This window comes from Kitasatospora sp. NPDC023176, assembly GCF_055560495.1.
The window spans coordinates 1-24473 of record NZ_JBVHIP010000032.1; the positions used below are offsets into that span (position 1 = coordinate 1).

The 24473-nt window shown below is 74.2% G+C and carries 16 protein-coding genes; 13 read left to right on the forward strand and 3 right to left on the reverse strand.

The genetic code is table 11. The features are described from left to right. Positions 1-258 precede the first annotated feature (258 nt). Positions 259-1002, forward strand: coding sequence for a G1 family glutamic endopeptidase (locus ACZ3YL_RS32620; RefSeq protein ID WP_465660875.1), 744 nt, complete (start codon positions 259-261; stop codon positions 1000-1002). 64 nt (positions 1003-1066) lie between these two features. Here the strand turns inward: ACZ3YL_RS32620 and ACZ3YL_RS32625 are convergent, their stop codons facing one another. Then, a complete protein-coding gene (locus ACZ3YL_RS32625; protein WP_188306208.1) occupies positions 1067-1702 on the reverse strand; it encodes a hypothetical protein in 636 nt (211 codons plus the stop codon). Between the two features lie 173 nt (positions 1703-1875). Here ACZ3YL_RS32625 and ACZ3YL_RS32630 point away from each other — a divergent pair, with 173 nt between their 5' ends. The 6 genes from ACZ3YL_RS32630 to ACZ3YL_RS32655 all read left to right on the forward strand — a co-directional run bounded on the left by ACZ3YL_RS32630 (position 1876) and on the right by ACZ3YL_RS32655 (position 12318). Then, positions 1876-3117: an MFS transporter gene (locus ACZ3YL_RS32630; protein WP_465660877.1), complete on the forward strand. Its 1242-nt coding sequence runs from the start codon at positions 1876-1878 to the stop codon at positions 3115-3117. Between the two features lie 41 nt (positions 3118-3158). After that, positions 3159-4304, forward strand: a complete 1146-nt coding sequence (locus tag ACZ3YL_RS32635; protein WP_465660879.1) for an aminotransferase class V-fold PLP-dependent enzyme — start codon at positions 3159-3161, stop codon at positions 4302-4304. 302 nt (positions 4305-4606) lie between these two features. Continuing rightward, positions 4607-7147, forward strand: coding sequence for a tetratricopeptide repeat protein (locus ACZ3YL_RS32640; RefSeq protein WP_465660881.1), 2541 nt, complete (start codon positions 4607-4609; stop codon positions 7145-7147). After that, positions 7144-8643: a leucyl aminopeptidase family protein gene (locus ACZ3YL_RS32645; protein WP_465660883.1), complete on the forward strand. Its 1500-nt coding sequence runs from the start codon at positions 7144-7146 to the stop codon at positions 8641-8643. The genes ACZ3YL_RS32640 and ACZ3YL_RS32645 overlap by 4 nt, the downstream gene beginning before the upstream one ends. A 197-nt stretch (positions 8644-8840) precedes the next feature. Then, on the forward strand, positions 8841-9968 hold the full coding sequence (locus ACZ3YL_RS32650) for an NADH:flavin oxidoreductase (RefSeq protein WP_465660885.1): 1128 nt from the start codon (positions 8841-8843) through the stop codon (positions 9966-9968). 250 nt (positions 9969-10218) lie between these two features. Next, the gene (locus ACZ3YL_RS32655; protein WP_465660887.1) at positions 10219-12318 is read left to right on the forward strand and encodes an HAD-IIB family hydrolase; all 2100 of its coding nucleotides are present in this window, start codon (positions 10219-10221) and stop codon (positions 12316-12318) included. A 21-nt stretch (positions 12319-12339) separates the two neighbouring features. Here ACZ3YL_RS32655 and ACZ3YL_RS32660 read toward each other — a convergent pair whose 3' ends face one another. Then, on the reverse strand, positions 12340-12789 hold the full coding sequence (locus ACZ3YL_RS32660) for a MarR family winged helix-turn-helix transcriptional regulator (protein ID WP_465660889.1): 450 nt from the start codon (positions 12787-12789) through the stop codon (positions 12340-12342). Between the two features lie 112 nt (positions 12790-12901). Here ACZ3YL_RS32660 and ACZ3YL_RS32665 point away from each other — a divergent pair, with 112 nt between their 5' ends. From ACZ3YL_RS32665 to ACZ3YL_RS32690, 6 genes are all read left to right on the forward strand, one after another. Next, positions 12902-14899: an aldehyde dehydrogenase family protein gene (locus ACZ3YL_RS32665; protein WP_465660891.1), complete on the forward strand. Its 1998-nt coding sequence runs from the start codon at positions 12902-12904 to the stop codon at positions 14897-14899. Between the two features lie 493 nt (positions 14900-15392). Beyond that, positions 15393-16655: a phenylacetate--CoA ligase family protein gene (locus ACZ3YL_RS32670; protein WP_188306217.1), complete on the forward strand. Its 1263-nt coding sequence runs from the start codon at positions 15393-15395 to the stop codon at positions 16653-16655. A 152-nt stretch (positions 16656-16807) separates the two neighbouring features. Next, positions 16808-18097 (forward strand): MFS transporter, encoded by a 1290-nt coding sequence (locus ACZ3YL_RS32675; RefSeq protein ID WP_465660893.1) that lies wholly within the window; start codon positions 16808-16810, stop codon positions 18095-18097. Beyond that, positions 18094-19308: a GNAT family N-acetyltransferase gene (locus ACZ3YL_RS32680; protein ID WP_465660895.1), complete on the forward strand. Its 1215-nt coding sequence runs from the start codon at positions 18094-18096 to the stop codon at positions 19306-19308. Before ACZ3YL_RS32675 ends, ACZ3YL_RS32680 begins: the two co-directional genes overlap by 4 nt. 71 nt (positions 19309-19379) lie before the next feature. After that, positions 19380-20546: a LuxE/PaaK family acyltransferase gene (locus ACZ3YL_RS32685; RefSeq protein WP_188306243.1), complete on the forward strand. Its 1167-nt coding sequence runs from the start codon at positions 19380-19382 to the stop codon at positions 20544-20546. Beyond that, positions 20543-23152: an acyl-CoA reductase gene (locus ACZ3YL_RS32690; protein ID WP_465660897.1), complete on the forward strand. Its 2610-nt coding sequence runs from the start codon at positions 20543-20545 to the stop codon at positions 23150-23152. The genes ACZ3YL_RS32685 and ACZ3YL_RS32690 overlap by 4 nt, the downstream gene beginning before the upstream one ends. A gap of 184 nt (positions 23153-23336) precedes the next feature. On the opposite strand, the gene ACZ3YL_RS32695 is transcribed toward ACZ3YL_RS32690, so the two are convergent. After that, complete coding sequence (locus tag ACZ3YL_RS32695; protein ID WP_188306220.1) at positions 23337-24470, reverse strand: SPFH domain-containing protein; 1134 nt, start codon at positions 24468-24470, stop codon at positions 23337-23339. Positions 24471-24473 lie beyond the last annotated feature (3 nt).

The window sequence follows — 24473 nt, forward strand, 5'->3', positions numbered from 1 at the left end:
GTCAGAAGGGTGTCCAGGTTCGTCTTCACAAACCAACCAACGGGCACCCTTCGTCATGGTCGCGGCCAGCCCAGACATCGGACTCATTCATCTAGCGCCCTGGAGGGGGCCTGCCGGCGGGCAGGCCCCGGTGGGCTTCGCTGGGCCGACCAGGGGATTCCGGGGATCGCCGTCTCTTGCTGGCCCGTCGCCCGGGGTCTCGGCCGCTAGCTTTGTCGACGCTTGGTCAACTCCTCCCAGACACCCCAGGGACCAGCCATGTCCAAAGCCCTTCGGCGCGCCTTCGTCGCCGCCACCTCTCTGCTGGCGCTGCTCGGCAGCGCCTCGCCGGCCCTCCCCGCCCAGGGCACCTTCCTGGCCCCGATCGCCGAGCACCACCACGACAGCTCGCTGACGTACGGCACCAGCAGCAACTGGTCCGGCTACGCGGCCACCGGTGGCACGTTCACCAGCGTCAGCGCGGAGTGGGACCAGCCGGCCGTCACCTGCACCGCCACCGACACCTACGCCGCCTTCTGGGTGGGCCTCGACGGCGACGGCAGCAAGACGGTCGAGCAGATCGGCACCGAGGCCGACTGCTCGGGCGGCACCCCGTCCTACTCGTCCTGGTACGAGATGTACCCGGCCTACCCGGTCAACTTCCGGAACCCCGTGAACGCCGGTGACCACTTCGTCGCGAGCGTGACCACCAACGGCAGCGGTTCCTTCACCCTCACGCTCCGCAACACCACCGCGGGCTGGAGCCGGAGCATCGCCAAGTCCTTGAAGGACGCCGCCCTGGCCTCCGCCGAGGTGATCGCCGAGGCTCCCTCCACCGTCTTCGGCGTCCTTCCGCTGGCCGATTTCGGCACGGTCGGCTTCACCAACGCCTCGGTCAACGGGAAGGAGCTCGGCGCCTCGAACCCTTCGGTCGTCGACATGGCCACGAGCAAGGTCACCAAGGCCACCACCTCAGGGATCACCGACGGCGCCGACTTCTCGGTGACCTGGCACCACAGCTGACCGCTCCGCCCGGGGACGCCTGACGGCCGTGCCCCGGCAGGCGTCGCCCGTCGGTCGTCGCCGGTCAGGCGTCGTCGCCCGTCATCCGGCGGCCCCGGGCCAGGAAGTCCATCAGGCCGCCCGCGCCGCCGAGTTCGCGCAGCGGGCGGGCCGCGCCGAACGGCGCGTTCCAGAACTCCCCCTGCCGCGGGCCGTCGGCGTGCGGCCCCACGTACGCGTACGGCTCCGCGAGGAACGCGTCCCCGGGCGAGACGCCGTAGTTCACCGCGCTGAGGGAGACCCCGAGGTCGAAGTGCTCGGGCCAGATCACCGGCCGCTCCCCCGGGAACAGCCCGACCAGCGCCGCATCGCCGAGCGCGAAGCAGTGCGCCAGCCGGCGGGCCGCCTCCGGGTCCACCTCGATCGGATGCCGGGCGTCGATCCCCGGCCCGTCCCCGTACAGCCCGGCGGGCGCACCCGCATCCAGCCCGAGGGCCGCGCCGAGCGCGCCGCAGCTGGTGCGTACGAGCGGGATCGCCCGCCCGCGCCCCACCAGCTCCGCGCCCACCACCCGCAGCCACGGTTCGGCCACCGTCCCGAAGCCTCCCGGGCAGGCGCGCAACCGGATCGTCCCGCTCGCCCGGTACTGCGGCCCGGCGAGCACCAGCTCGGCCACCGCGTGCAGGGAGCGACGGGTCCGTACGAGCGTCTCGGTGTCCACGGGGGCATCGTCTCCCGGGAGGCCGGTTCGTGCACCACGACGACACCGACGGCGCGGTCCGCCGCAAGAGGCCGACGTTCTCATCGAACGAGCTCTTGTAAGTGGGGGGTTGGTGAGGGAATCATGTCAGCCCTCACACAACCGCCTCCACACGACAGGGGAGCTGAGACCTCATGGGCGCCGGGGTGGCCGGGACCGAAGTGGCACGGCAGGCGGCCTCGGCGAGTCGCCGTCAGCTGGCGGTCCTGCTGACCGCCAAGACGATCTCGGACGTCGGCTACGCGCTCGACTTCATCTGCCTGTCCGTCTTCGTCTGGGAGCACAGCCGCTCGGCCCTGCACACCGGGCTGGTCAGCGTGGCGCTGTACGCGGGCGCGATCGCGGGCGGGCGGCTCGGGCACCGTTACGGGGACCGCTGGGACCGCCGGCGGGTGATGATCGGCGCCGACCTCGCCCGGGCGCTGATGCTGGCCCTGCTGGCGGCCCTGCCGACGGGCGTGCAGAACTGGTGGCTCTACCCGGCGGTGATGGTGATCGGCACCGGGCGGTCGGTCTTCGAGGCCACGCTGTCCGCCGCCACTCCCGTGCTGGCCGGGCCGCGCACCCCGTCGGTGAACAGCGCGCTGGCCGGGCTCAAGGGCGTGGCCTTCATGGTCGGCATGGGCCTCGCCGCCGTCCTGGTCCCCGTCGCCGGGTACCGCTGGGTGTTCGGGCTGGACGCGTCCAGCTACGCGCTCTCCGCGGTGGTGCTGCTCGCGCTGCGGCTGCGGATGCGGGAGCCGGACGGCCCGGCCGCCGGGAGCCGGGAGCGCTCCGGAGCCTGGCCCCTGCTGGTGGCCGCCGGACTGGCCGGGCTGGTCGTGCTGCGCGGGCTGGACGCCTTCGGCAGCGCCTCCCAGCACGTGGGGCTGCCGCTGCTGGGCACCGAACTGAACCCGAGTGAGCCCGCCGTGGTCTCCGGTGCGGTGTGGGGCAGTTGGGCGGCCGGCCTGCTGCTGGCCAGCTTCGTGCTGCGGCCGCTGGCCAAGCGCATCGTCGAACGCGCGCCGGCGCCGGTCTACTGCGTGGCCACCATGGTGATGTCGGTGGGCTTCATCGGCGTCTTCTGGCTGGACGGCTGGTGGCCACGCCTGCTGGCGGCGGCCGGGGCCGGTCTGGGCGACGCGCTGAGCGAGATCACCTACAAGCAGTCGCTCCAGCAACTGCCCGACGGGCGGCGGGGAAGGGCGTTCGGACTGTCCCAGATCACCGTCAACGCGGGCTTCATGTCCGGCCTGCTCGTCACCAGCCTGGTCCTGCAGCCCTCCTGGGTGGCGCAGTGGGTGCTGCTGCTGCACGGCGTGCCGCTGCTGGTGGCCGGCTGGACGGCGGTCACCGCGACCCGGGCCGCCCGCTCGGTCGAGGCGGTCTCGTGAGCGGGCGTCCTGGGAGCGGGCGTCCTGCGAGCGGGCATCCCGTGAGCGGGCCCGGCAGGCCGGTCGGCACGGCCACCGACCGGGCCTACCTCGACTACGCCGGGCTCGGCCGGCTGCGCCCCGCCGCCGTCGCCGCGATGCGCACCGCCGTGGACGAGGTGCTCCCGCACGGCAGCGCCAGGGTCGGCCCGCTGTTCGGCGCGCGGGCCGCCGCCCGGCGGTCCGTCGCCCGGCTGCTCGGCTGCACGCCCGAGGAGGTCGCCTTCGTCCCCAACACCTCCGCCGGCATCCACTTGGTGGCCGACGGGCTGGACTGGCACCCGGGCGACCAGGTGGTGCTGTTCGACCGGGACTTTCCGGCCAATGTCCGGCCGTGGCTGCGGCTGCGCCGCTTCGGGGTCGAGCCGGTCTGGGTGCCGATGCGGGACGGCGGCTACCGGATCGAGGACGTGGCGGCGGCCATCGGGCCGGCCACCCGGCTCGTCGCGGTGAGCCACGTCAACTTCGCCACCGGCTTCCGCTGCGACCTCGACCGGATCTGCGCGCTGGCCGCCGAGGTCGGGGCGCTGGTCTGCGTGGACGCCGTGCAGAGCTTCGGCGCGCTGCCGTTGTCGGTGGCCGACACCCCGGTGGACTTCCTGGCCGCGGGCGCGCACAAGTGGCTGTGCGGGCCACCGGGCACCGGGGTGTTCTACTGCCGGGCCGACCGGCTGGAACTGCTGCGCACCACGCCTACCGGCTGGTTCGGCCACGAGGGCGCCGCGGAGGTGTCCAAGGGGCCGGGGCACCTGCGGTACGACCTGCCCGAGCGGGCCGCCGCCGCCCGGGTCGAGGGCGGGATGTACGACCTGGTCGGCATGGCCGGGCTGGCCGCCGCGCTGGCCGAGCTGGAGGAGGCCGGGACCACTGCGGTCGCCGAGCGGGTGCGCGCCCTGGCCGACCGGCTGCGCAGCGGGATCGCCGAGCTCGGCTACCACCTGGTGCTCCCCCCGGACGGCACCGGGCACTCGGGCGTGGTGAGTTTCACCGGCCGCCGCACAGAAGGCGTGGAGATCGTCCGGAGATTGGCGTCGGCCGGAATACACGTTTCCGTTCCGGACGGCCTGGTCCGGGTTTCCCCGCATTTCTGGACGACCGACGGAGAAGTCGCGGAGATCCTCTCGGAGCTTGCCGTGCAGAAGCCTTGACGGCGCTGTTCCGGTTCCCGAAGAATATCGCTCAACCACTTCGCCGGACCGGATATCCGGGCCGGCCCGTGAAAAGAGAGGGGTTGCGATATGGCTTACGAGACCTGGGAGTCCCTGGAGGACGAGGTCGAGATCAGCACTGGTGCGGCGGACTGCTGGACCTGTCTGGTCGACGACGCCGGCGTCTGATTCCGGCGCTCCGCGCATGCCCCGTGACGGAATTCCGGTCCGCCCGGATTACGTCGCGGGGCATGTCGCCGATCGCCCGGCGCCCGACTCCCGATCAGTAAAGGAATTACCGCGTGAACCGGTGGGAATTCAGTCACGGAATCGTCGGGGTCAACGCGCCGAGTTGGCTCACCTTCGAGGTGCACCGCCCGTACTTCGACGGTGCCGAATCACCGGCCACGGCCATCCAGGCGCGGTCCGCGGTCCTGGCCGCCCGGCGTTTCGAGAACCCCGTTCCGGGCTCGCTGCGGTTCGGCATGACGATGCCCGCGAGCTACCGCCGGCTGCTGGTGCAGGAGTCCCGGCTGACCGCCTACCGGGCGGTGCTCCCGACCGACCTGCCCGATGAGCTGGCCTCCCCCGCCTGGCGGCGGATGACCGAGGCGTACCGGCGGCACGCCGAGCTGGACCAGCTGGAGCGGTCCGGGCTCGCGCACTGGCTGGTCGCGGTCTGCCTCCCCACGGCGGTGCTGGAGGTCGTCCCGGCGGACCTCGACCCGGCGGCCTGCCGGGACCAGGTGACGGCGGGCCTGCAGACCGCCCGCGCGGCAGCCCTGTTCGGCTCCGAGGGCCTCTCGGAGCGGACCACCGCGGCCTACCGGGTGCTGGCCGACCACCCCGCGCCCACGGTCGCCCACGTCCAGGCGGTGGCCGCCTGGGGCTACCTCCTCGCCCGGCACGCCGGGGACGACTCCGCCGCGCCGCTCCTCCTCGGCCGCGCCCGGGACCTGCTCAAGGCGGTCGCGGGCGAGCTCACGCCCTTCACCCACACCGTGCTGACCGCCCGGCTGGCGCTGCGCGAGGTGATGTACGCCGAGCGGCGGCGGGACTTCGGCAGCGCCCGGGCGCTGCTGGCCGACGTCCGAGCGGGCGTCGCCGAGCTGACCGCACCCGACCGGGACGACGAGCTGGTCCTGCTGGAGACCCGCCGACGGCTGCTCGACCGGCACCTGGAGATCGCGGTGCGGAAGGGCGACACCGAGGCCGAACGCGCCGCCGTCGAGGAGGGCCTGGCCCTCGACCCGTGGGACGTGAAGATCCGGATGCAGGCGGCCCAGGCCCACGAGCGCGCCGGCGAGCACGAGCAGGCGCTGGCCGGCTACCTGCACGCCGCCCGGCTCGGCCCGTTCGGCACCGGCTTCGCACTGCTGCGGGCCGCCGACCGCGCCCGCGAACTCGGGCACACCGAGTTCGCCCGGGTGCTCGTCGAACGGGCCTTCCGCGCCGCACCGCGCGCCGGCGCCACCCGGGACGCCCTGCTGGCCGCCTGCCGGGACGACGGCGACCAGCCGCTCGCCGAACTGACCGAACGCGCCGCCACCCTCGACCGGGAGCGGCCGTACGCCAACAACTGGCACTACCGGATGTACGCCTCGTACTTCGACCTGGGCGAGTCCGAGTCCCCCGGCCTGTATGCCCGACTGCCCAGCCTGGCCTACGAGTTCGCCGAGTCCGCCGAGCGCGGGAGCGAGCGGGCCGAGGTCAACTGGCAGCGCCTCATGCCGCCGGCGTTCCGGCGCAACCTGATCCGCGAGTCCGGGCTGACCGAGTTCGCCGTCGACCACCCGGCCGAACTGCCCGAGCACCTGCGCACCCCGCGCTGGAACCGGCTCTGCGCGTGGCTGGACGACTTCGCCGACTGCGGGCCCGAGCGGCAGCAGCAGATCGCCCTGGTGCTGTACCGGCTCGGATTCACCAAGCTGGTCCTGGAGCTGATCCCGGCCGTGCCGGTCGAACGGCTCCGGACCCCGGCCGAGCTGCGCCTGCACCACTGGCGCGACCTGGTGCGCTACGTCGCCTCGATCGGCACCGGCAGGGTGGCCACGCCGGACACCTCCTTCGCCGTCGCGGAACACCCGGCCTGCCCGACCCACCTGCGGTTCGTCATCGCCGTGGTGGCGGTGGTGTTCCACGCCCGCGAGACGCGGTCGCTGGAGGAGGCCGCGCGCTGGCGGGAGATCGGTGCCGCCGCGCTCGCGGAGCTGCTGGCGGAGCCGGACCGCTCCGCGTTCGAGAAGTCGATGCTGGAGAGCCGGTTCTACCGCAGCGTCAGCTTCGTGCCGTTCCTGGCCCGGGACCGCGCGTGGCTGTCCCGCGACATGGACCGCGCCGAGGAGCTGGCCCGGTCGGTGCCCGCCGAGGGCGCATACCAGGAGTTCCTCAAGCGGGAGAACCTGCGGGCCTGCGTGGAGAGCCGCTCCAAGGAGTGCTACGCGTTCGGCGAGGACGACCGCGGCGACGTCCTGGTCGCGGAGGCGCTGGCCCTGGACCCGTACGAGCCCAAGACCCACATCGAGGTGGCGGAGGGCCTGCTGCGGCGCGGCCTCCCCCGGGAGGCGGCCGACAGCTTCCTGCGGACCGCCCGGCTCGGGCCGGTCTCCACCGCGCTCGGCTACGCCTCTGCGGCCGAGTGCTTCCGGCGGGCCGGCCAGCCGGTCCTGGCCGAGGACTGCTACCTCCAGGCCCTCCGGCTGGATCCGTACGCGATCTCCGCGGCACGCGGGTGGGCCGCCGTCGGCACGGCCGGCGGCACGGCCGAGCTGGCCCGCAGGTACCTCGCCGACCTGGAGGCGTGGGGAGCGGCCCGGCGCGCCGCCCGGCGGGAGCGCGCGTGAGCGTCACCTGGGTGCTGCGCCCCGAGCCCGGCCCCGAGGTCGAGGCCGTCGTACGGCCGGTGCGGGTCGGCGAGCTGCCCGCCGAGCTGCCCGCCGCGTTCCTCGCCGGTACCGGGTTCAGCGGCCAGGTGGGCGAGGTGCTGCAGCTGCCCGGCACTCCGGTGACCGTGCTGCTCGGCGTCGGGCCGCGGGCCCGGCCGGACCGTGCGGCGGACCGGGAAGCGGACCGGAGCCCGGACCGGGGCGCCGTCCGGGCGGCGGCCGCCGGGCTGGCCCGGGCCGTCTGCGCCTACCGGCGGCTGGCCGTCCACCCGCCGGGCCCGGACCTGCGGCCGCTGGTCGAGGGCTACCTGCTCGGCGGCTACCGGTTCACCCGGTACCGCAGCGGTGCGGCCGCGCCGGCCGACCAGCTCGTCGAGGTGCTCACTCCCGAGACTCCGGACGCCACCCGCGGCCTGTTCGAGGGCCGTCGGCTGGGCGAAGCCGTCCTCCTGGCCAGGGACCTGGTCAACGAACCGGGTGAGGCCCTCACCCCGCCCGCGTTCGCCGCAGCCGCGGCCGAGGTCGCCGCGGCGACCGGGCTGTCGTGCGAGGTCTGGGAGGGCCCGCGGATCGCCGAGGAGCGGCTGGGCGGACTGCTCGGGGTCAGCCGGGGCTCCCTGCTGCCGCCCAGGCTGGTCAAGCTGGGCTACCGGCCGCCCGGCTGGACGGAACGGGCCGAAGGGACGGCGGGGACGGCGGGGACGGCGGGGCCCGCACGGATCGCGCTGGTCGGCAAGGGCGTCACCTTCGACGCCGGCGGCCTCTCCCTCAAGCCCAACGCGCACCTGGCCGGGATGAAGGCCGACATGGCCGGAGCGGCCGCCGTCCTCGGGGCGATGTCCGTACTGGACGCGCTGAACTGCCCCGTCGCGGTGGACGCCTGGCTGCCGCTCACCGAGAACATGCCCAACGCCGACCCGATCCGGGTCGGCGACGTCCTGGTGATGCGCAACGGCACCACCGTCGAGATCTGCCACGCGGACGCCGAGGGACGGCTGATCATGGCCGACGCGCTGGTCCTGGCCGGCGAGACCGAACCGCAGGCGATCGTCGACATCGCCACCCTCACCGACGCCGCCGCGATCGCCCTGGGCCGCAAGGTCGCCGCACTGATGGGCACCGACGACGCCCTGGTGGAGCGCCTGCGCGCGGCCGGCGCCCGGGCCGGCGAGCCGCTCTGGCCGCTGCCGCTCCCCGAGGCGTACCGGCCCCAGCTCCGCTCCCGGGTCGCCGACCTGGTCAACTACACCCTCGGCACACGGCACGGCACCGCACTGCTCGCCGGCCACTTCCTCCGCGCGTTCGTGCCGCCCGGCGTCCCCTGGGCCCACCTCGACATCCAGGGCACCGCCCTCTCCGACGGGACGGAGGCCGAATGGGTCGCCGGCGCCAGCGGCTTCGGCGTCCGCACCCTGGCCGAGTTCCTGGTCGGCCACCCGCGCCCGTCCGCCTGACGCACCCGACCCGACTCGCTCACCCGTCCGCCCGACCACGCGAAGCAGCACGAAGCAGTACGAAGTGGCGTGGAGTGGCGTGGAGTGGCGTGGATCACGGCGGGTTCCGGGCGGAGGACGAAATGCGCGAGCCCTCGCGGTGGTTGGCACCGGCGATCAGGAAGTCCCGGCGCACCACCGCTACCCGCGAGGAACCCATGACCGTCACCGAGCCCGTCGCCTCCCGCGCGGCCGCACTCCTCTCCCGGCCCACCACCATCAACGGGCTGACCGTCCCCAACCGCATCGTCATGGCGCCGATGACGCGCCAGTTCTCCCCGGGCGGCGTGCCCGGCAAGGACGTGCGCGCGTACTACGCCCGCCGCGCCGCCGCGGGCGTCGGCCTGATCGTCACCGAGGGAACGTACGTCGGCCACGAGTCCGCCGGCCAGAGCGACTCCATCCCGCGCTTCCACGGCGAGGAGCAGCTCGCCGGGTGGGCCGAGGTCGCCGAGTCCGTCCACGCGGCGGGCGGCACCATCGTCCCGCAGCTGTGGCACATCGGCATGGTCCGCAAGCAGGGCGACCCGCCGATCGCCGACGCCCCGGCCATCGGCCCCTCCGGCATCCGGCTCGACGGCACCGAGGGCGCCGGCCGGGCGATGACCCCGGCCGACCTGGATGCCGTCATCGGCGCCTTCGCCGAGGCCGCCGCGGCCGCCGAGCGGATCGGCTTCGACGGCGTCGAGCTGCACGGCGCCCACGGCTACCTGCTCGACCAGTTCCTCTGGGCCCGCACCAACCGCCGCACCGACGCCTACGGCGGCGACCCGGTCGCCCGGACGAAGTTCACCGCCGAGCTGGTCGCCGCCGTCCGCGCCGCCGTCTCCCCCGAGTTCCCGGTGATCTTCCGCTACTCGCAGTGGAAGGCGGAGAACTACGAGGCCCGCCTCGCCGAGACCCCGCAGGAGCTGGAGGCGATCCTCACCCCGCTCGCCGAGGCCGGGGTCGACGCCTTCCACGCCTCGACCCGCCGCTACTGGGTGCCCGAGTTCGACGGTTCCGACCTCAACCTGGCGGGCTGGACCAAGAAGCTCACCGGCCGGCCCACCATCACCGTCGGCTCGGTCGGCCTGGCCGGCGACGTCACCGCCGCCTTCGCCGGGCAGGGCTCCGACACCGCCGGCATCGACAACCTGCTCGACCGCCTGGAGCGCGACGAGTTCGACCTGGTCGCCGTCGGCCGCGCCCTGCTCCAGGACCCGGAGTGGGCCGCCAAGGTCCTCGCCGACCGCGTCGCCGAGCTGCGCCCGTACGACGCCGCCGCCGTCCGCACCCTGAGCTGACCGGCGCCGGCGCCGCCCGGCGTCCGGCGTCCGGCGTCCGGCGTCCGGCGTCCGGCGTCCGGCGGGGGGATCGACCGATCCCGCCACCGGGCGCCGGGCCGCGCCGCAGGCAGCACGCCGGGGACCTGGAGCGCCTTCTCGCTCTCCGCCCCGACCGGTCCGCGCGAGGTCACCGATCGGCCGAACTGCGCTCCTGGCAGGCCGACATGAACACTTCACCGACCGCGGTGACCGTGTTAGCGTCCGTCGGATGTCGAGGATTCTGGTCACCGATCTGGACGGCACCCTGCTCGGCGGCACCCGGGAGGACCGGAGCCGATTACGGGACGCGCTGGCCCGCCACCCCGAGGTGACCACCGTCTTCGCCACCGGACGCGGAATCGCCTCGATCCGCGAGGTGCTCCGCGACCCGCTCGTCCCCCGCCCCCGGTGGATCATCGCCGATGTCGGCGCCACCGTCCTCGACGGCACCGACCTCACCCCCGTCGACCCCGTCCAGGAGCAGCTGCGGGCCGGCTGGCCGGGCCCGGACCGGATCCGCACCGCGCTGCGCGGGTTCCCCGGGCTCGTGTACCAGCACGGTGTCCGCCAGGACGGGCGGTGCTCCTACCACCTCCCGCCGGACGGGCTCACCCCGGAGCTCACCGCGGCCGTCGGCGCCCTCGGCTGCGCCTGGGAGTACTCGGCGGACCGCTACTTCGACGTCCTGCCGCCCGGAGCCTCCAAGGGCAACGCGCTACGGGCCCTGGCCACCAAACTGGGCTGGCAGCCCGAGCAGATCCTGGTCGCCGGGGACTCCCTCAACGACCTCTCGCTGTTCCGCGTCGGCACCCACGCGGTAGTCGTCGCCGGGGCCGAACCGGCTCTGCTCACCGCCCTCGCCGGCCGCCCCCTCGTGCAGCGCCCCGACCGGCCCGGTGCCGCCGGCATCCACGCGGCGCTGCGCACGCTCGGCTGGACCTCCGGGGAGGCCTCCGCCGCACCCACGCCCGTCGGCTCGCACTCGCTCGTGGTCGCCTACCACCGCCCTCCCCTGCACTGGAACGGCGAGAGCTGGCAGCCGCCCAGCAGCCCCAACGGCATCCTGCCCACCCTGACCAGCGCCTTCGCCGACGACCTGCCCGGCGTCTGGGTCACCGCCCGCACCGGCCGCGACCGGCACGCCCCGCTCCCGCCCCCCGTCTCCGCCCCGCCGATGGCCGCCGTACCCGTCGACCCGGCCACCTGGAGCGGCTACTTCCACCGCGCCTGCAAGGAGACGCTCTGGCCGGTCCTGATGTCCGAACCGGACCGGGCCGTCTTCGACGAGCGCGCCTGGGCCGACTACCGCGCCGTCAACGCAAGCTTCGCCCGGCGGATCAGCGCCCAGGCCGCTCCCGGAGCGACCGTCTGGCTGCACGACTACAACCTCTGGCTCGTCCCCGGCCTGCTCCGCCGCACCCGGCCCGACCTCAGGACCGGGCTGTTCCACCACACCCCGTTCCCCGACCCGGAGACCTTCGCCGCCCTCCCCGTGGCCGCCGAACTGCGCTCCTCGCTCGCCCGCCTGGACTGGGCCGGATTCCACACCGAGGCCTTCGCCGAGCGCTTCCGCCGGACCCTGGCGGGCCTCCCCCGCGTGCCGCGCACCGGCGTCCACCCGCTCGGCATCGACCGGCGGGCCGTCGAGGGGCTCGCCCGGCTGTGCGCTCCGCACCGCCGGCCGGGCGGCCGGCGCGTGGTGCTCTCCGTCGAGCGCCTCGACTACGCCAAGGCCCCGGTCCAGAAGGTCGACGCCGTCAACCTCCTGCTCGCCCGCCGCCCCGACCTGCACGGCCGGCTCGTCTTCCGCCTCGTCTGCCCGCCGCCCGAACCCGGCATCACCGCGTACGAGACCACCCGCCGGGAGCTCGAACGACGCGTCGAGGAGACCAACGCGCGCTGGCGCTGCGGTGGTTGGCAGCCGGTCGACTACCTGCCGCAGCGCCTGTCCAGCGCCGAGGTGGTCGACCAGTACCTCGCCGCGGAGGTCCTCTGGGTCACCTCCCTCCAGGACGGCATGAACCTCACCGCCAAGGAGTTCGTCGCCGCCCGCGCCGCGCTCCCCGGCGATGCCGCCGACGCCTCCTGCGCCTGCGACCCGGGCGTCCTCGTCCTGTCCCGCCACGCCGGCGCCGCGGCCGAACTCGGCGAGGCCGCCCTGCTCACCGACCCCCGCTCCCCCGAGGACCTCACCACCGTGCTCGCTCGCGCCCTCGACCTGCCCCCGGCCGAACGCCGCACCCGGATGACCCGCCTCTCCACCCTGCTCGGCCACACCCGCCCCACCGACTGGGCCCGCCAGATCCTGGACGCCATCCGGAGCACCTGACCCGCCGCGCCGGTACTCGGATCAGTCGTCGGCGGCGTCGGGGCCGGCCGGGTAGAGGTGGCCGAGGAGGCGGTGGAGGGTGCGGCGGTCGCGGTCGGGGAGCTCGTCGAGGCCACTGAGGGTGGTCAGCAGTTCGGCGCGGATCTCGTGGACGGTGCGCTCGCCGTCCCCGGTCAGGGTCACCCGCTTGATCCGCCGGTCGGCGGGGTCGACCTCGCGGCGGACCAGGCCCTGGGCCTCCAGGCGGTCGACGATGCCGGTGACGTTGGAGGCGTCGCAGGCGAGCAGGTCGGCGAGAGTCCGCATGGGCATCGGGCGCCGGAGCAGGCTCAGCATCTTGCCCTGCATCAGGGTGAGGCCGCGGGCGGCCGCCACGGTGGAGAAGCTCCGGTAGTACCCGGCTGCGGCCCGGGCGAGCTGGTCCATCAGCTCGACGGAGGTGGGCACGGCGGGCGGGTCGGTGCTGGTCATGGGTCGAGTGTAGGCACCATTGGTTGACATCCTCAACCATCGGGCCTACCGTCGACCGTACTACTTGAGGACTTCAACCATCGATGCCCTCAACTCATCCTGGAGCAGCACCATGACCGCCGCCCTCTTCGTCGTCACCGGCGCCACCCACTGGACCCTCGCCGACGGCACCACCCACCCGACCGGCTACTGGGCCGAGGAACTCGCCGAGCCGCACCGCGTCTTCCGTGAGGCCGGCTACGAGATCACCATCGCCACGCCCGGCGGCGTCCCGGCCACCGTCGACCGCGCCAGCCTGACCGCCGCGGCCAACGGGAGCCAGGAACGGGCCGAGGCCGTCGCCGCGTACCTGGACTCCCTCCGGGCCTCGCTCGACGGCCCCGCCGTGCTGGAGGAGGTCGACCCCGACGCCTACGACCTGGTCTTCTACCCCGGCGGCCACGGCCCGATGGAGGACCTCGCGGTCGACGAGGCGTCCGGCCGGATCCTCACCCGCACCCTCGACGCGGGCCGGCCGCTGGGCGTGGTCTGCCACGCGCCCGCCGCCCTGCTGGCCGCGCGGCGCGAGGACGGCAGCTGGCCGTTCGCCGGCTACCGGATGACCGCCTTCACCAACGCCGAGGAGAGCGCGGCCGGCCTGGCCGACGGCGCCCCGTGGCTGCTCCAGGACCGCCTGGTCGAGCTGGGCGCCGACTTCGCCGAAGCCGCCCCCTTCGCCCCGCACACCGTCGTCGACCGCAACCTGTACACCGGGCAGAACCCGGCCTCCTCCGCCGCGCTGGCCCACCAGCTGGTCGAGGCCCTCGCCACCGACGCCGCCACCGTCGTGAAGCGGCTGCGGGCGACCTTCCGGTCCGGTCGCACCAAGCCGCTCGACTGGCGCCTCGGCCAGCTGCGGGCCCTGCGCGCGCTGCTCACCGAGCAGTCGGACGCGTTCCTCGCCGCACTCGCCGCCGACCTCGGCAAGGGCCCCGCCGAGGCCTACCGCACCGAGGTGGCCTTCACCCTCAACGAGCTCGACCACACGATGCGGCACCTGGAGGAGTGGCTGCGCCCGGCGGCCGCCGCCGTCCCCGACGCCTTCCTCCCGGCCCAGGCCCGGGTGGTCCGCGACCCGCTCGGCGTGGTGCTGGTCATCGCCCCCTGGAACTACCCCCTGCAGCTGGCCCTCGCCCCGCTGGTGGGCGCCCTGGCGGCCGGCAACACCGCCGTGGTCAAGCCCAGCGAGCTGGCCCCGGCGACCTCGGCGGCCCTCGCCCGCCTGCTGCCCCGCTACCTCGACCGGCACGCCGTCGCCGTGGTCGAGGGAGCCGTCCCGGAGACCACCGCACTGCTGGAGCAGCGCTTCGACCACGTCTTCTACACCGGCAACGGCGCGGTCGGGCGGATCGTGATGGCGGCCGCCGCCAAGCACCTCACCCCCGTCACCCTCGAACTCGGCGGCAAGAGCCCGGTCGTGGTCGAGCCCGGCGTCGACCTCGCGGTGACCGCGCAGCGGATCGTCCGGGGCAAGTTCCTCAACGCCGGGCAGACCTGCGTCGCCCCCGACTACGTGCTGGCCGTCGGCGACACCGCGGCCCCGCTGGCGGCCGAACTGGCCGCCGCCGTCCGCGCGGCCCACGGCGAGGACCCGGCCGACGACCCCGAGTACGGGCGGATCGTCAACGAGCGCCACTTCGACCGGCTCACCGCCCTGCTCGGCGAGGGGCGGACCGTCACCGGCGGCGACCACGACCGCGCCGGCCGCTACCTCGCGCCCACCGTGCTCGCCGACGTTCCGCCGACGGCGCCGGTGATGCAGGAGGAGATCTTCGGGCCGATCCTGCCGATCGTCACCGTGCCCGACCTGGACGCGGCGATCGACTTCGTCAACGAGCGCGACAAGCCGCTCGCGCTGTACGCGTTCACCGAGTCCGAGCGCACCAAGCAGCGCCTCGCCGAGGAGACCTCGTCCGGTGCGCTCGTCTTCGGGCTGCCCGTGTCGCACCTGGCCGTCCCCGAGCTGCCGTTCGGCGGCGTCGGCGAGAGCGGCATGGGCCGCTACCACGGCGCCTACTCCATCGACACGTTCAGCCACCTCAAGGCGGTGCTGGACAAGCCGCTCGGCTGAGCGCGCGAGGCGCGCGCCCGGCCCGTCCGAGAGACCACCAGGCCGCCGTCACGACCGGAATCCCCGGTCCGTGGCGGCGGCCTGGCGCATTGTGGCCGAACCCTCCGCCATTCGGCGGAGGGCACACCCCCCGGACGGCGGGTGGCGATTCCGGGCATCTGATCCGCAATCAGACGGGCGCACGTGAAATGTCTTTCCTTCAACTAAAAACCGCGCGGCCGAATTCCGCCCTTCGCCCTAGCCCAGGGGACCCAATGGGCCTACAGGCTGGATTCCGAAGGTGCATCCTGGTGTTAGCCTTGCTTTCTGACGGACAAACAGCAAAGAACTCTTTACTTCCCATAAGTTGATCTATGGTCCGGAGCCCCGGCGGGGCCAGCGGCGGAATTCGATTTCCGCGTTCCCGGATCACCCCTCACCCTCGACCGATCGGGCGGGGTCGCCACGACACGCGACCTCACGCCCGGTCCTCGCATGCCCCGAGCAGGAATTGATGCCCGCCCAACCGATATCCGAACTCATCCGCTTCGTACGCCGCAGTTCACCGTTCTACGCGGAGCTGTACGCCGGTCTGCCCGACCGCTCGGTGGAGTTGACCGACCTACCCGTCGTCCCGCAGGCCGCGTTCTGGCAGGCGAACACGCCCCGCGACAACCGGGTGCTGACCGGGCCGCTGGAGGAGGCGGTGGTCTTCAAGAGCGGCGGCACCACCGGCTCGCCGAAGTTCTCCTGCTACACCCGGGAGGAGTGGCGGGAGTTCACCACCTCCTTCGGCGCCGGACTGGTCGACGCCGGACTGCGCCCCGGACACCGGGTCGCCGACCTCTTCTACGCGGGCGACCTGTACGCCAGTTACACCTTCGTCCTCGACTCGCTGCACCGCTCCCCCGTCGCCAACGTCCGGCTGCCGATCGGCGGCGCGGCGCCACTGGAGTCGACCGCGCGCACCCTGGAGCAGTTCGCGGCCGAGGTGGTGGCCGGCACGCCGACCACCCTGTGCGCGCTCGCCGACCACCTGGTCGCCTCCGGACGTGAACTCCCGCACGTGGAGCTGCTGCTGTTCGGCGGCGAGGGCCTCTACCAGGACCAGCAGCCGCTGCTCACCAAGGCCTTCCCGCACGCCCGGATCTCCTCGATCGGCTACGCCGCCGTCGACGCCGGACTGCTCGGCCGGCCCGTCCCCGGCCCGGACACCCGGGAGCACCGGGCGTTCACCCCGGAGACCGTCGTGGAGATCCTCGACGACCACACCGACGAGCCGATCACCGTCGACGGCGTGCCCGGCCGGGTCGTGGTGACCGACCTGCGGCGCCGGCTGATGCCCGTCCTGCGTTACCCCGTCGGGGACCGCGCCGAGTGGACCGACGTCTCCACCGGACGGTTCCGCGTCCTGGGCCGGGCCCAGGAGGGCGTCCGGGTCGGGCCGGTGTCGCTGTACACCGAGGACGTGCTCGACCTCGTCCGGGCCGCCGACCCGGCCGGCCGGGTCACCGGGGCGCAGCTCGTGGTGCGCCGCTGGGACGGCCGGGACGGGCTGGTGCTGCGCCTGGCCTGCGACGGGGAGCCCGCCGGGCTGCCCGAGCTGGCCGCCGCCGTCGAGGCCGGGATCCACGCGGCGCGGCCGCTGTACCCGGAGGCCGTCGCCGCCGGGTACGTGAACCCGCTGTCCGTCGCGTGGGTGCGGCGGCAGGAGCTCGCCGTCAACCCGCGGACCGGCAAGCTGATCCGGGTCCTCGACGAACGGCCGCACTCGTGACGGCGGTGGGGACGGCCGCACAGACGGCCGCGGAGACGGTTGCGGAGACGGCCGCGCCGACGGCCGCGAAAACGGCTGCGGAGACAGCCCCCGGAATCGCCCCGGCCGCGCGCCGCCGGCCGCTCGTCCTGCGCAACCGGCGGTTCTGCGCCGTGTGGGCCGCGCAGGTGCTCACCCAGGCCGCCGGGCGGATGTTCCAGGTCGGCACGGTGTGGTGGCTGGTGAGCCGGGCCGCCGGGGCCGACCGGGGCCTCGCCTCCGGTGCCTTCCTCGCCGTCAGCACCCTGCCCGCGGTGGCACTGGCGCCGCTGGTGGCCGGGCTGATCGCCCGCCGCCCGCACCGGACGGTGCTGGGCGTCTCGGCCGCCGTCGCCGGTCTGGTCGCCCTCGGCACGGCCGGCTGGACGTACGCCGGGACGCCGCCGCTGGTCGTCGCGTACGGCGCCGCACTGGTGCTGGCGGGCTGCCAGGCGGTCTTCGACCCCTGCCTGACCACGTCCGTCCCCGAGCTGGTCGAGGACGCCGACATCGAGACCGCGACCGGGTTCGAGCTCAGCACCCAGTCGCTGGCCGGACTCGCCGGCGGGCTGCTCGGCCCGCTGACGGTCGACCTCGCGGGCCCGGCCGGTGTCGTCGCCGGGTGCGCCGGCGCCTACCTGCTGGCAGCCGCGCTGATCGGCGCAACCCGGTTCCCGGGCTCCGGCACGCCGACCGGGGACGCGCAGCCGGCGGACGGCGGCGCCCCGGCCATCCCCGCCACCGACACCTCCGCCACCGACACCCCCACCGCCGACACCCCCGCCCCGACCCGGCCGCTGCGCCGGATCCTGGCCGAACTTCCTTTCATCCGGCGGGTGTTGCTCTGCTTCACCGCGGCCAACCTGTTCACCACCGCGGTGTTCGTGGTGATGCCGCTGTACACCCGGACGGTGCTGCACGCCGACGGCTCGACCGTCGCCGCGCTGGAGGCGGCGCTCGGCGCCGGCACGCTCGTGGGCTCCTTCACCGCCGGCCGCCTCCCGGGCGCGCCCACCGCGATCGGCGCGGGCTGTCTGGTCCTGATGGCCGCCTCGCTCGGGCTGCCCGGGCTGGCCGCCGGCACCGCCCCGGCGCTCGGGTCGATGGCGGTGGCCGGCTGGTGCGTGGGCGTGATCGGCGTCCGGTTCGTGGCGCTGTTCCAGCGGATGGTGCCGGCCGAGGACCGGCCCGGCTTCTTCGCGGTGATGCAGGCCCTGCTGGGGGCGACCTTCCCAGTGTCCTCACTGCTCTTCGGCCTGCTCGGCGACCACCTCCCGGCGCGGACGCTGTGCCTGGTCCAGGCCGTCGGCGTGCTGCCGGTCGCCGCCGCGCTCTGGTGGACCGGCCGGCGCGAGCCGCAGGCCCCTGAGCCGGCGAGCGCGCCCGCGCCGGCGGACGCGCAACCGATCGGGGACGTGCGATGACGACGACGGTGACGACCCCGACCACGACCACGACCACGACCACGGTGACGATCGCTCCCGCCGCCCCGCAGGACGTCGCGCAGCTGCGCCAGCTCTACTTCGACGTCTACGGCCACGGCTACCCGGTCGCGCTCGGCAGCGACCCCGAGGAGATGCGCCGCCTGATCGCCGACCCGCACACCCACTGGCTGACCGCCCGCCACCAGGGCGCCGGCCGGCTGGCCGGGTCGGTGGCGGTGCAGACCGACCCGGGCAGCCGGATCGGCAAACTGGTGGGCCTGGCGGTCCACCCGGAGGAGCGGGGCGGCGGGCTGGCCGGACGGCTGACCGCCCAGGTGTGCGCGGACGCCTTCGCGAACGGCGCCCTGGACTCGATCTACGCGACCGTCCGGGTGGTCACCCCCGGCCCGCAGCAGGTCTTCACCCGCAACGGCTTCCAGGCCCTCGGCCTGCTGCCGAACGCCGTCGAGGTGGCCGGGTGCGAGAGCCTCGCGCTGTTCGCCCGACACGCCGACGGCGTGCTCGCCCGGCGGGAGGGCGTCGGCGAGGTACCGGCCGCCGTGCTGCCGCTGCTGAAGGCGGCCCGGCGCAGCACCGGCATCGGGTACGGCCGGTCGGGCCCGGCGGAGGGGCCCACCCCGGTGGCAGCTCCGGCAGCCGGGGCGGCACCCGCCCCCGTGACCGCGCCGGTGACCGCGCCGATGGAGCTGATCACCGCGCCCGGCTTCGTCCGCCGCCGGTTCCTCGAGCTCTTCCCCGACCCGGCCGAGCGGTTCTTCCCGCTGCACGTCCCGAACGCCGTCCTCACCCCGCCGGACGGCTCCTTCGAGGCCTACGCCGACCTGGACCCGGTCGCGGCGAGCTGCTCGCTGGTCGCCGTCCACCCGTCCCCGGCCGCCGTCACCGGCGCGCTGGAGCCGCTGATGGCGGCCGTCACCCGGGCCGGCGCGGACTACGTCGAGACGCTGCTGCCGCTGGCCGACACCGCCGGGCTGAGTGCCTTCCTGGCCGCCGGGTTCATCCCCAGCGCCGTCTACCCCGCGATGCGCCGGGCCGGCGACCGCTTCCACGACTACGTGGTGCTGTCCCGGACCAGCCGGCAGATCGACTTCCGGACCACGGCCGTCAGCGGCCCGCTCCAGCCGTACCTGCGGGCCTACCTGACCGCCTGGACCTCGACCTACCTACCCCTCCCCGAGGTTGCCCCGTGACCACAGATCCCGTGAACACCGACCCTGCGACCACCGACCCTGCGACCACCGATCCCGAGGACGCGCGTCCCGTGAACCCGCACCTCGCGCCGGTCGGCGTCCCCGACCCCGCCGCGCTCCCGCACGTGCAGCGACTCTGTGACCTGACCACCCCGTACGCGGCCGGCCCCGAGGCCGACGCACTGTTCGCCGCCGCGATGGCGGAGACCAACGCCTGGCACGCCCGGCGCTCCCCGTTCCTGCGCTCGCTGCTGGACGGCCCGGCGGAGACGGCGGCGCCGACCGTCGGCGAGGGCGTCCGCACACCCCTGGTGCACGCCAACTTCTTCAAGCGGCACGAGGTGCTCTCCATCCCCCGGGAGGAGGTGTTCCTCCACCTCACCTCCTCCGGCACCACCGGCCAGAAGTCGCAGATGTTCTTCGACACCTGGACGATCCGCTCCGCGCAGCGGATGGTGGCCCGGATCTTCGACCACTACGGCTGGATCACCCCCGACCAGCCCGTCAACTACCTGCTGTACAGCTACGAGCCCGCCCCGCGGTTGAAGCTCGGCACCTCGTTCACCGACAACTACCTCTGCGACTTCGCGCCGGCGAACCACACCACCCACGCGCTGCGGCACACCGGCGTCGGCCACGAGTTCGACGTCCACGGCTGCATCGCGGCGCTCCAGCGGTACGCCGAGGACGGGCTGCCGGTGCGCATCCTCGGCTTCCCCGCGTTCCTGCACTTCACCCTGGAGCGGATGCGGGCCCTCGGGCTGCCCCCGCTCCAACTGCCGGCCGGCTCCCTGGTGCTGCTCGGCGGCGGCTGGAAGGGCCACACCGACCGGCAGATCGGCAAGGACCGGTTCTACGCCGAGGTCACGGAGCAGCTGGGCATCCCCTCGGACCGGATCCGCGACACCTTCGGCTCCGTCGAGCACTGCGTGCCGTACGTCGAGTGCGGGCACCACCGGCTGCACGTCCCGGTCTGGTCGCGGGCCGCCGTGCGCGACACCCGCACCCTGGAGCCGCTGCCGTACGGCGCGCGCGGCTTCCTCCACCTGGTCTCGCCGTACATCACCTCGGTGCCGGCGCAGAGCGTCGTCATGGGCGACCTCGCCTCGCTGCACCCCGCGCAGGAGTGCCCCTGCCCCCTGCCCACGCCCTGGTTCACCGTGCACGGCCGCGCCGGGGTCAGCCGCAACCGCAACTGCGCGGCGGCCGCCGCCGAACTCCTGAAGGGACTGTCGTGAACCCCGAGTCCGCAAGCACCGGAGCCCACTTCTGGCAGGGCTCGTTCATCGACGACCAGGAGGCCGCCGACCGGCTCGCCGGGCTCCCGGAGCTCGCCGCCCGGGTCCTCGCCGAACCCCTGGCCACCGAGCTGGTGCTGAACGCCTGCCAGCAGCTCGCCGACGCGCTCTCCGCCGCCCCCGCCGACGACCTCGCGGACGACCTCTGCGCCACCCCCGCCGACGCCGCCGGCACCGCGGCCCACCCCGTCCGCACCCGGCTGCTCGCCGTACTGACCGACGGCGGCACCGACCCGGACGAGGCGGCCGCGACCCTCGACGAGATCGCCGGGGCGATCACCCGCCCGGCCCTGGAGCGCAAGCTCCGGCGCGAGCTCGGCGGGCTGCGCCCCGAACGGCTCACCCGGCCCGATGCCCGCGAAACCGTCTTCGAGGCCTGGGCGCCGGTCGGCCTGCTGGTCCACATCGCGCCAGGCAACGCCGCCGCCGTCGCGCCGCTCACCGTCGTCGAGGGCCTGCTCACCGGGAACCTCAACGTCCTCAAGACCAGCAGCGGCGACACCCCGCTCGCCCAGCACCTGCTCGCCGAGCTGGCCGCCGCCGACCCGACCGGCGCGCTCGCCCGCCGGATCGTCGTACTGCGCTTCCCCTCCGCCCGCACCGAGTGGCTGCGGCTGCTCTGCGAGGCCGCCGACGCCGTCTCGGTCTGGGGCGGCGAGGACGCCGTCCGCGCGATCGCCGACCTCGTCCCGGCCGGCTGCCGACTGGTCGAGTGGGGCCACCGGATCTCCTTCGCCTACCTCACCCGCGATGCCTGGTCCGACGGCTCGACCCTGGACGCGCTCGCCGCCGACGTCTGCCGCTTCGAGCAGCAGGCCTGCTCCAGCCCCCAGGTCGTCTACCTCGACACCGAGGACGACGGCGAGGTCTTCGCCTTCGCCGAACGGTTCGCCGCCCACCTCGCCACCGCCTCCGCCGCGCAGCCCCGGCCCGAACTCGAACCGGCCGAGCACGCCGAGATCACCACCACCGAACTGATCGCCCGGCTCGAGGAACACCTGGGCCTGACCCGGGTGGTCGCCGCCGAGGACGGCTCCTGGCGCGTCCTCGCCGACACCCGCCCCGCCCTGGCCGCCTCTCCGCTCAACCGCAGCGTCTGGGTCAAGCCGCTGCCCCGCGCCGACGTCATAACGGTGCTGCGCCCGATGCGCCGCTACCTGCAGACCGCCGCGATCGGCGGCAGCCGCGCCGACGTCGCCCGGCTCTCCCGGGCGGTCCTCGCCGCCGGCGCGCTGCGGGTCACCCCCGTCGGCGGGATGCTCGACAGCTACCACGGCGAGCCCCACGACGGCGTCTACGCCCTCCAGCGCTACAGCCGCCGGGTCAGCGTCCGGGCGGCCGGCGAGGCCTTCGCCACCACCGCCTGCCTGGACGACCTGGCCGCCCCCGCCGCCGTCCCGGCCGCGCCCGTCGGCCCGCTGCTGGACAAGGCCGGCGTTCAGGAACAGCTGCGCACCCTGGCACCGGACCACGCCCACCTGTACTTCCGCAGCGGCGGCAGCACCGGCGCCCCGGCCCTGTCGGTGTTCACCAACGCCGACTACGACACCCAGATGCGGGCCGCCGCCGACGGCCTGCTCGCCGCCGGCTTCGACCCGGCGCGGGACCGCGCCGCCAACCTGTTCTACTGCGGCGGCATGTACGGGAGCTTCATCAGCTTCTTCTCCATCCTGGAGCGCCTCAACGCCACCCAGCTCCCCCTCGCGGCCGGCCCCGACCACGCCGCCACCGCCGAGGCGCTGGTGACGCACCGCGCGGACACCGTCCTCGGCATGCCCTCCTACCTCTGGCAGCTCTTCCACGACCAGGGCGAAGTGCTGCGCGGGTACGGCGGCATCCGCAAGGTGTTCTACGGCGGCGAGCACTTCACGGCGGAGCAACGCCGGGTGCTCACCGAGGAGTTCGGCGTCCAGCTGATCCGCTCGGCGGCGTACGGCAGCACCGACCTGGGGCCGCTCGGCTACCAGTGCACCCACAGCGAGGGCTCGGTCCACCACGTCCTGACCGACCTGCACACCCTGGAGGTCCTGGACCGCGAGGCCGACCGCCCGGCACTCCCCGAAGAACCCGGCCGCCTGGTCTTCACCACCCGCACCCGGGCCGGGCAGCGCCTGGAGCGGTACCAGATCGGCGACCTCGGCCGCGCCGTCGAGGGCGTCTGCCCCTGCGGCAGCCACACCCCGCGGATCGAACTCCTCGGCCGTTACGGCGATGTCGTCCGGGTCGGCACCTACTTCCTCAACGTCCGCCGCCTCATCGCGGTGGCGGCCGAGGACCTCGGCTACCGCGGCGAACTACAGCTGCTCCTGGACGCGGGCGACGGCCGGGAACTGGTCACCGTCCGCCTCGACGAGCGCTACGTCCCGGACGCCGCGGCCGCCACCGCCGCCCGGGAGGCCTTCCTGACCGCCGTCCCCGAACTGGGCACCGCCGTCGCCGAAGGCCTGCTCACCTGCACGGTCGAGACGGCCCCCACCGCCGCCTTCGAACGCACCCCCACCAGCGGCAAACTGCGCACGGTCGTCGACCGCCGCCCCTCCGCCTGACCCACCGTCTGACCCCCCTGGCACAGGGCCGGGGCCCGGCCTGTCCGGGCCCCGGCCCTGCTCTGCCCTGCCCTGAACCCATGTCTGGCACCTGAACACCACGGCGGGCAACGCTCAGCGACTCACCGCCGAGAACCGCACCCGGGGGCGAGGCCGCCGGGTAGCTGCGGCCGGCAATCTCCGCCTACTGTCCCGGTTCGAGCCCGGCCCGCTCGCCGTTCTGACGAACGCGGCCCTGCTGCGTGCCCAGGCCGCTGCGGACCGAGTCCAGGATCGTCAGGCCCTGGCTGACCAGGCCCGCCGCGATCTCGCCCAAGCCGTCGGTGCCATTGAGGACGTTCACGTTGGCGCCCGCGAGCCCGCCCGCCGCCTCCTTGACGATCTGCGGCAACTGGTCGATCAGCATCCGGTCCAGCGCCACCCGGTCATACGAGGCCGCCGCCTCGGCCTGGATCTTCATCCGCTCCGCCTCGGCCTGCGCCACGACCCGGATCCGCTCGGCCTCCGCCTCGGCCGGCTTCACGATCTCGGCGACCAGCTGCTGCTGGCGTAGCTCCGCCGCCCGCTGGGCCAGCTCGGTCTGTGCCGCCAGCACCTCCTGCTGCGCGTGGGCCTGCGCCAGCGGGCCGGCCTGGGCGGCCTGTGCCTGCGCCTGGTCCACCTCGGCGCTGTACTGCGCCTTCACCACCGCCGTCTGCCGCGCGTACTCGGCCTGCTGCCGGGCGGACTGTTGCTCCGCCTCCGCTGCGGCCTGGGCGGCCTGCGCCTGGGCGATCTGGGCCTGCCGCTGGATGGCCGCCCGGTGCGGGGCCGACATCGCGACGATGTAACCGGTGTCTCCGTCATCGATCGACTGGATCTGAAGCGAGTCCACGATCAGTCCGATCTTCGCCATCTCAGCCTTCGAGGTGTCCAGGACCTCGGTGGCGAGCTTCTGCCGCTCGGTGACGATCTCTTCGACCGTCATCGAGCCGATGATGGCACGCAGGTGCCCGGCGAAGATCCGGCCGGTCAGCACGGACATCTGATCCTGGTCGGACAGGAAGCGCTGGCCGGCGTTGACGATGCTCTCGCTGTCGTTGCCGACCTTGAACGCGATCACCGCCCGTACCGTCAGCGCGATGCCCTGCTTGGTGACGCAGGTCTCCGCGACCTCCGCCTCGCACATCGCCAGAGTCAGGAAGCGGACCTTGCGGAAGACCGGCAGCACGAACGTGCCGTGTCCGGTCACCACACGGAACGGCGCACCCGCAAGGCCCCGCTGTCCGCCTGAGATCAGCATCGCCTCGTCGGGGGCGGGAACACGATAGCCGAACATCCT

Excerpts from the sequence above, each read along its gene's own strand:
- ACZ3YL_RS32620 (WP_465660875.1), top strand. The coding sequence starts at position 259 with ATGTCCAAAGCCCTTCGGCGCGCCTTCGTCGCCGCCACCTCTCTGCTG.
- ACZ3YL_RS32630 (WP_465660877.1), top strand. The coding sequence starts at position 1,876 with ATGGGCGCCGGGGTGGCCGGGACCGAAGTGGCACGGCAGGCGGCCTCG.
- ACZ3YL_RS32650 (WP_465660885.1), top strand. The coding sequence starts at position 8,841 with ATGACCGTCACCGAGCCCGTCGCCTCCCGCGCGGCCGCACTCCTCTCC.
- ACZ3YL_RS32655 (WP_465660887.1), top strand. The coding sequence starts at position 10,219 with ATGTCGAGGATTCTGGTCACCGATCTGGACGGCACCCTGCTCGGCGGC.
- ACZ3YL_RS32660 (WP_465660889.1), bottom strand. The coding sequence starts at position 12,789 with ATGACCAGCACCGACCCGCCCGCCGTGCCCACCTCCGTCGAGCTGATG.
- ACZ3YL_RS32665 (WP_465660891.1), top strand. The coding sequence starts at position 12,902 with ATGACCGCCGCCCTCTTCGTCGTCACCGGCGCCACCCACTGGACCCTC.
- ACZ3YL_RS32670 (WP_188306217.1), top strand. The coding sequence starts at position 15,393 with ATGCCCGCCCAACCGATATCCGAACTCATCCGCTTCGTACGCCGCAGT.
- ACZ3YL_RS32680 (WP_465660895.1), top strand. The coding sequence starts at position 18,094 with ATGACGACGACGGTGACGACCCCGACCACGACCACGACCACGACCACG.
- ACZ3YL_RS32695 (WP_188306220.1), bottom strand. The coding sequence starts at position 24,470 with ATGTTCGGCTATCGTGTTCCCGCCCCCGACGAGGCGATGCTGATCTCA.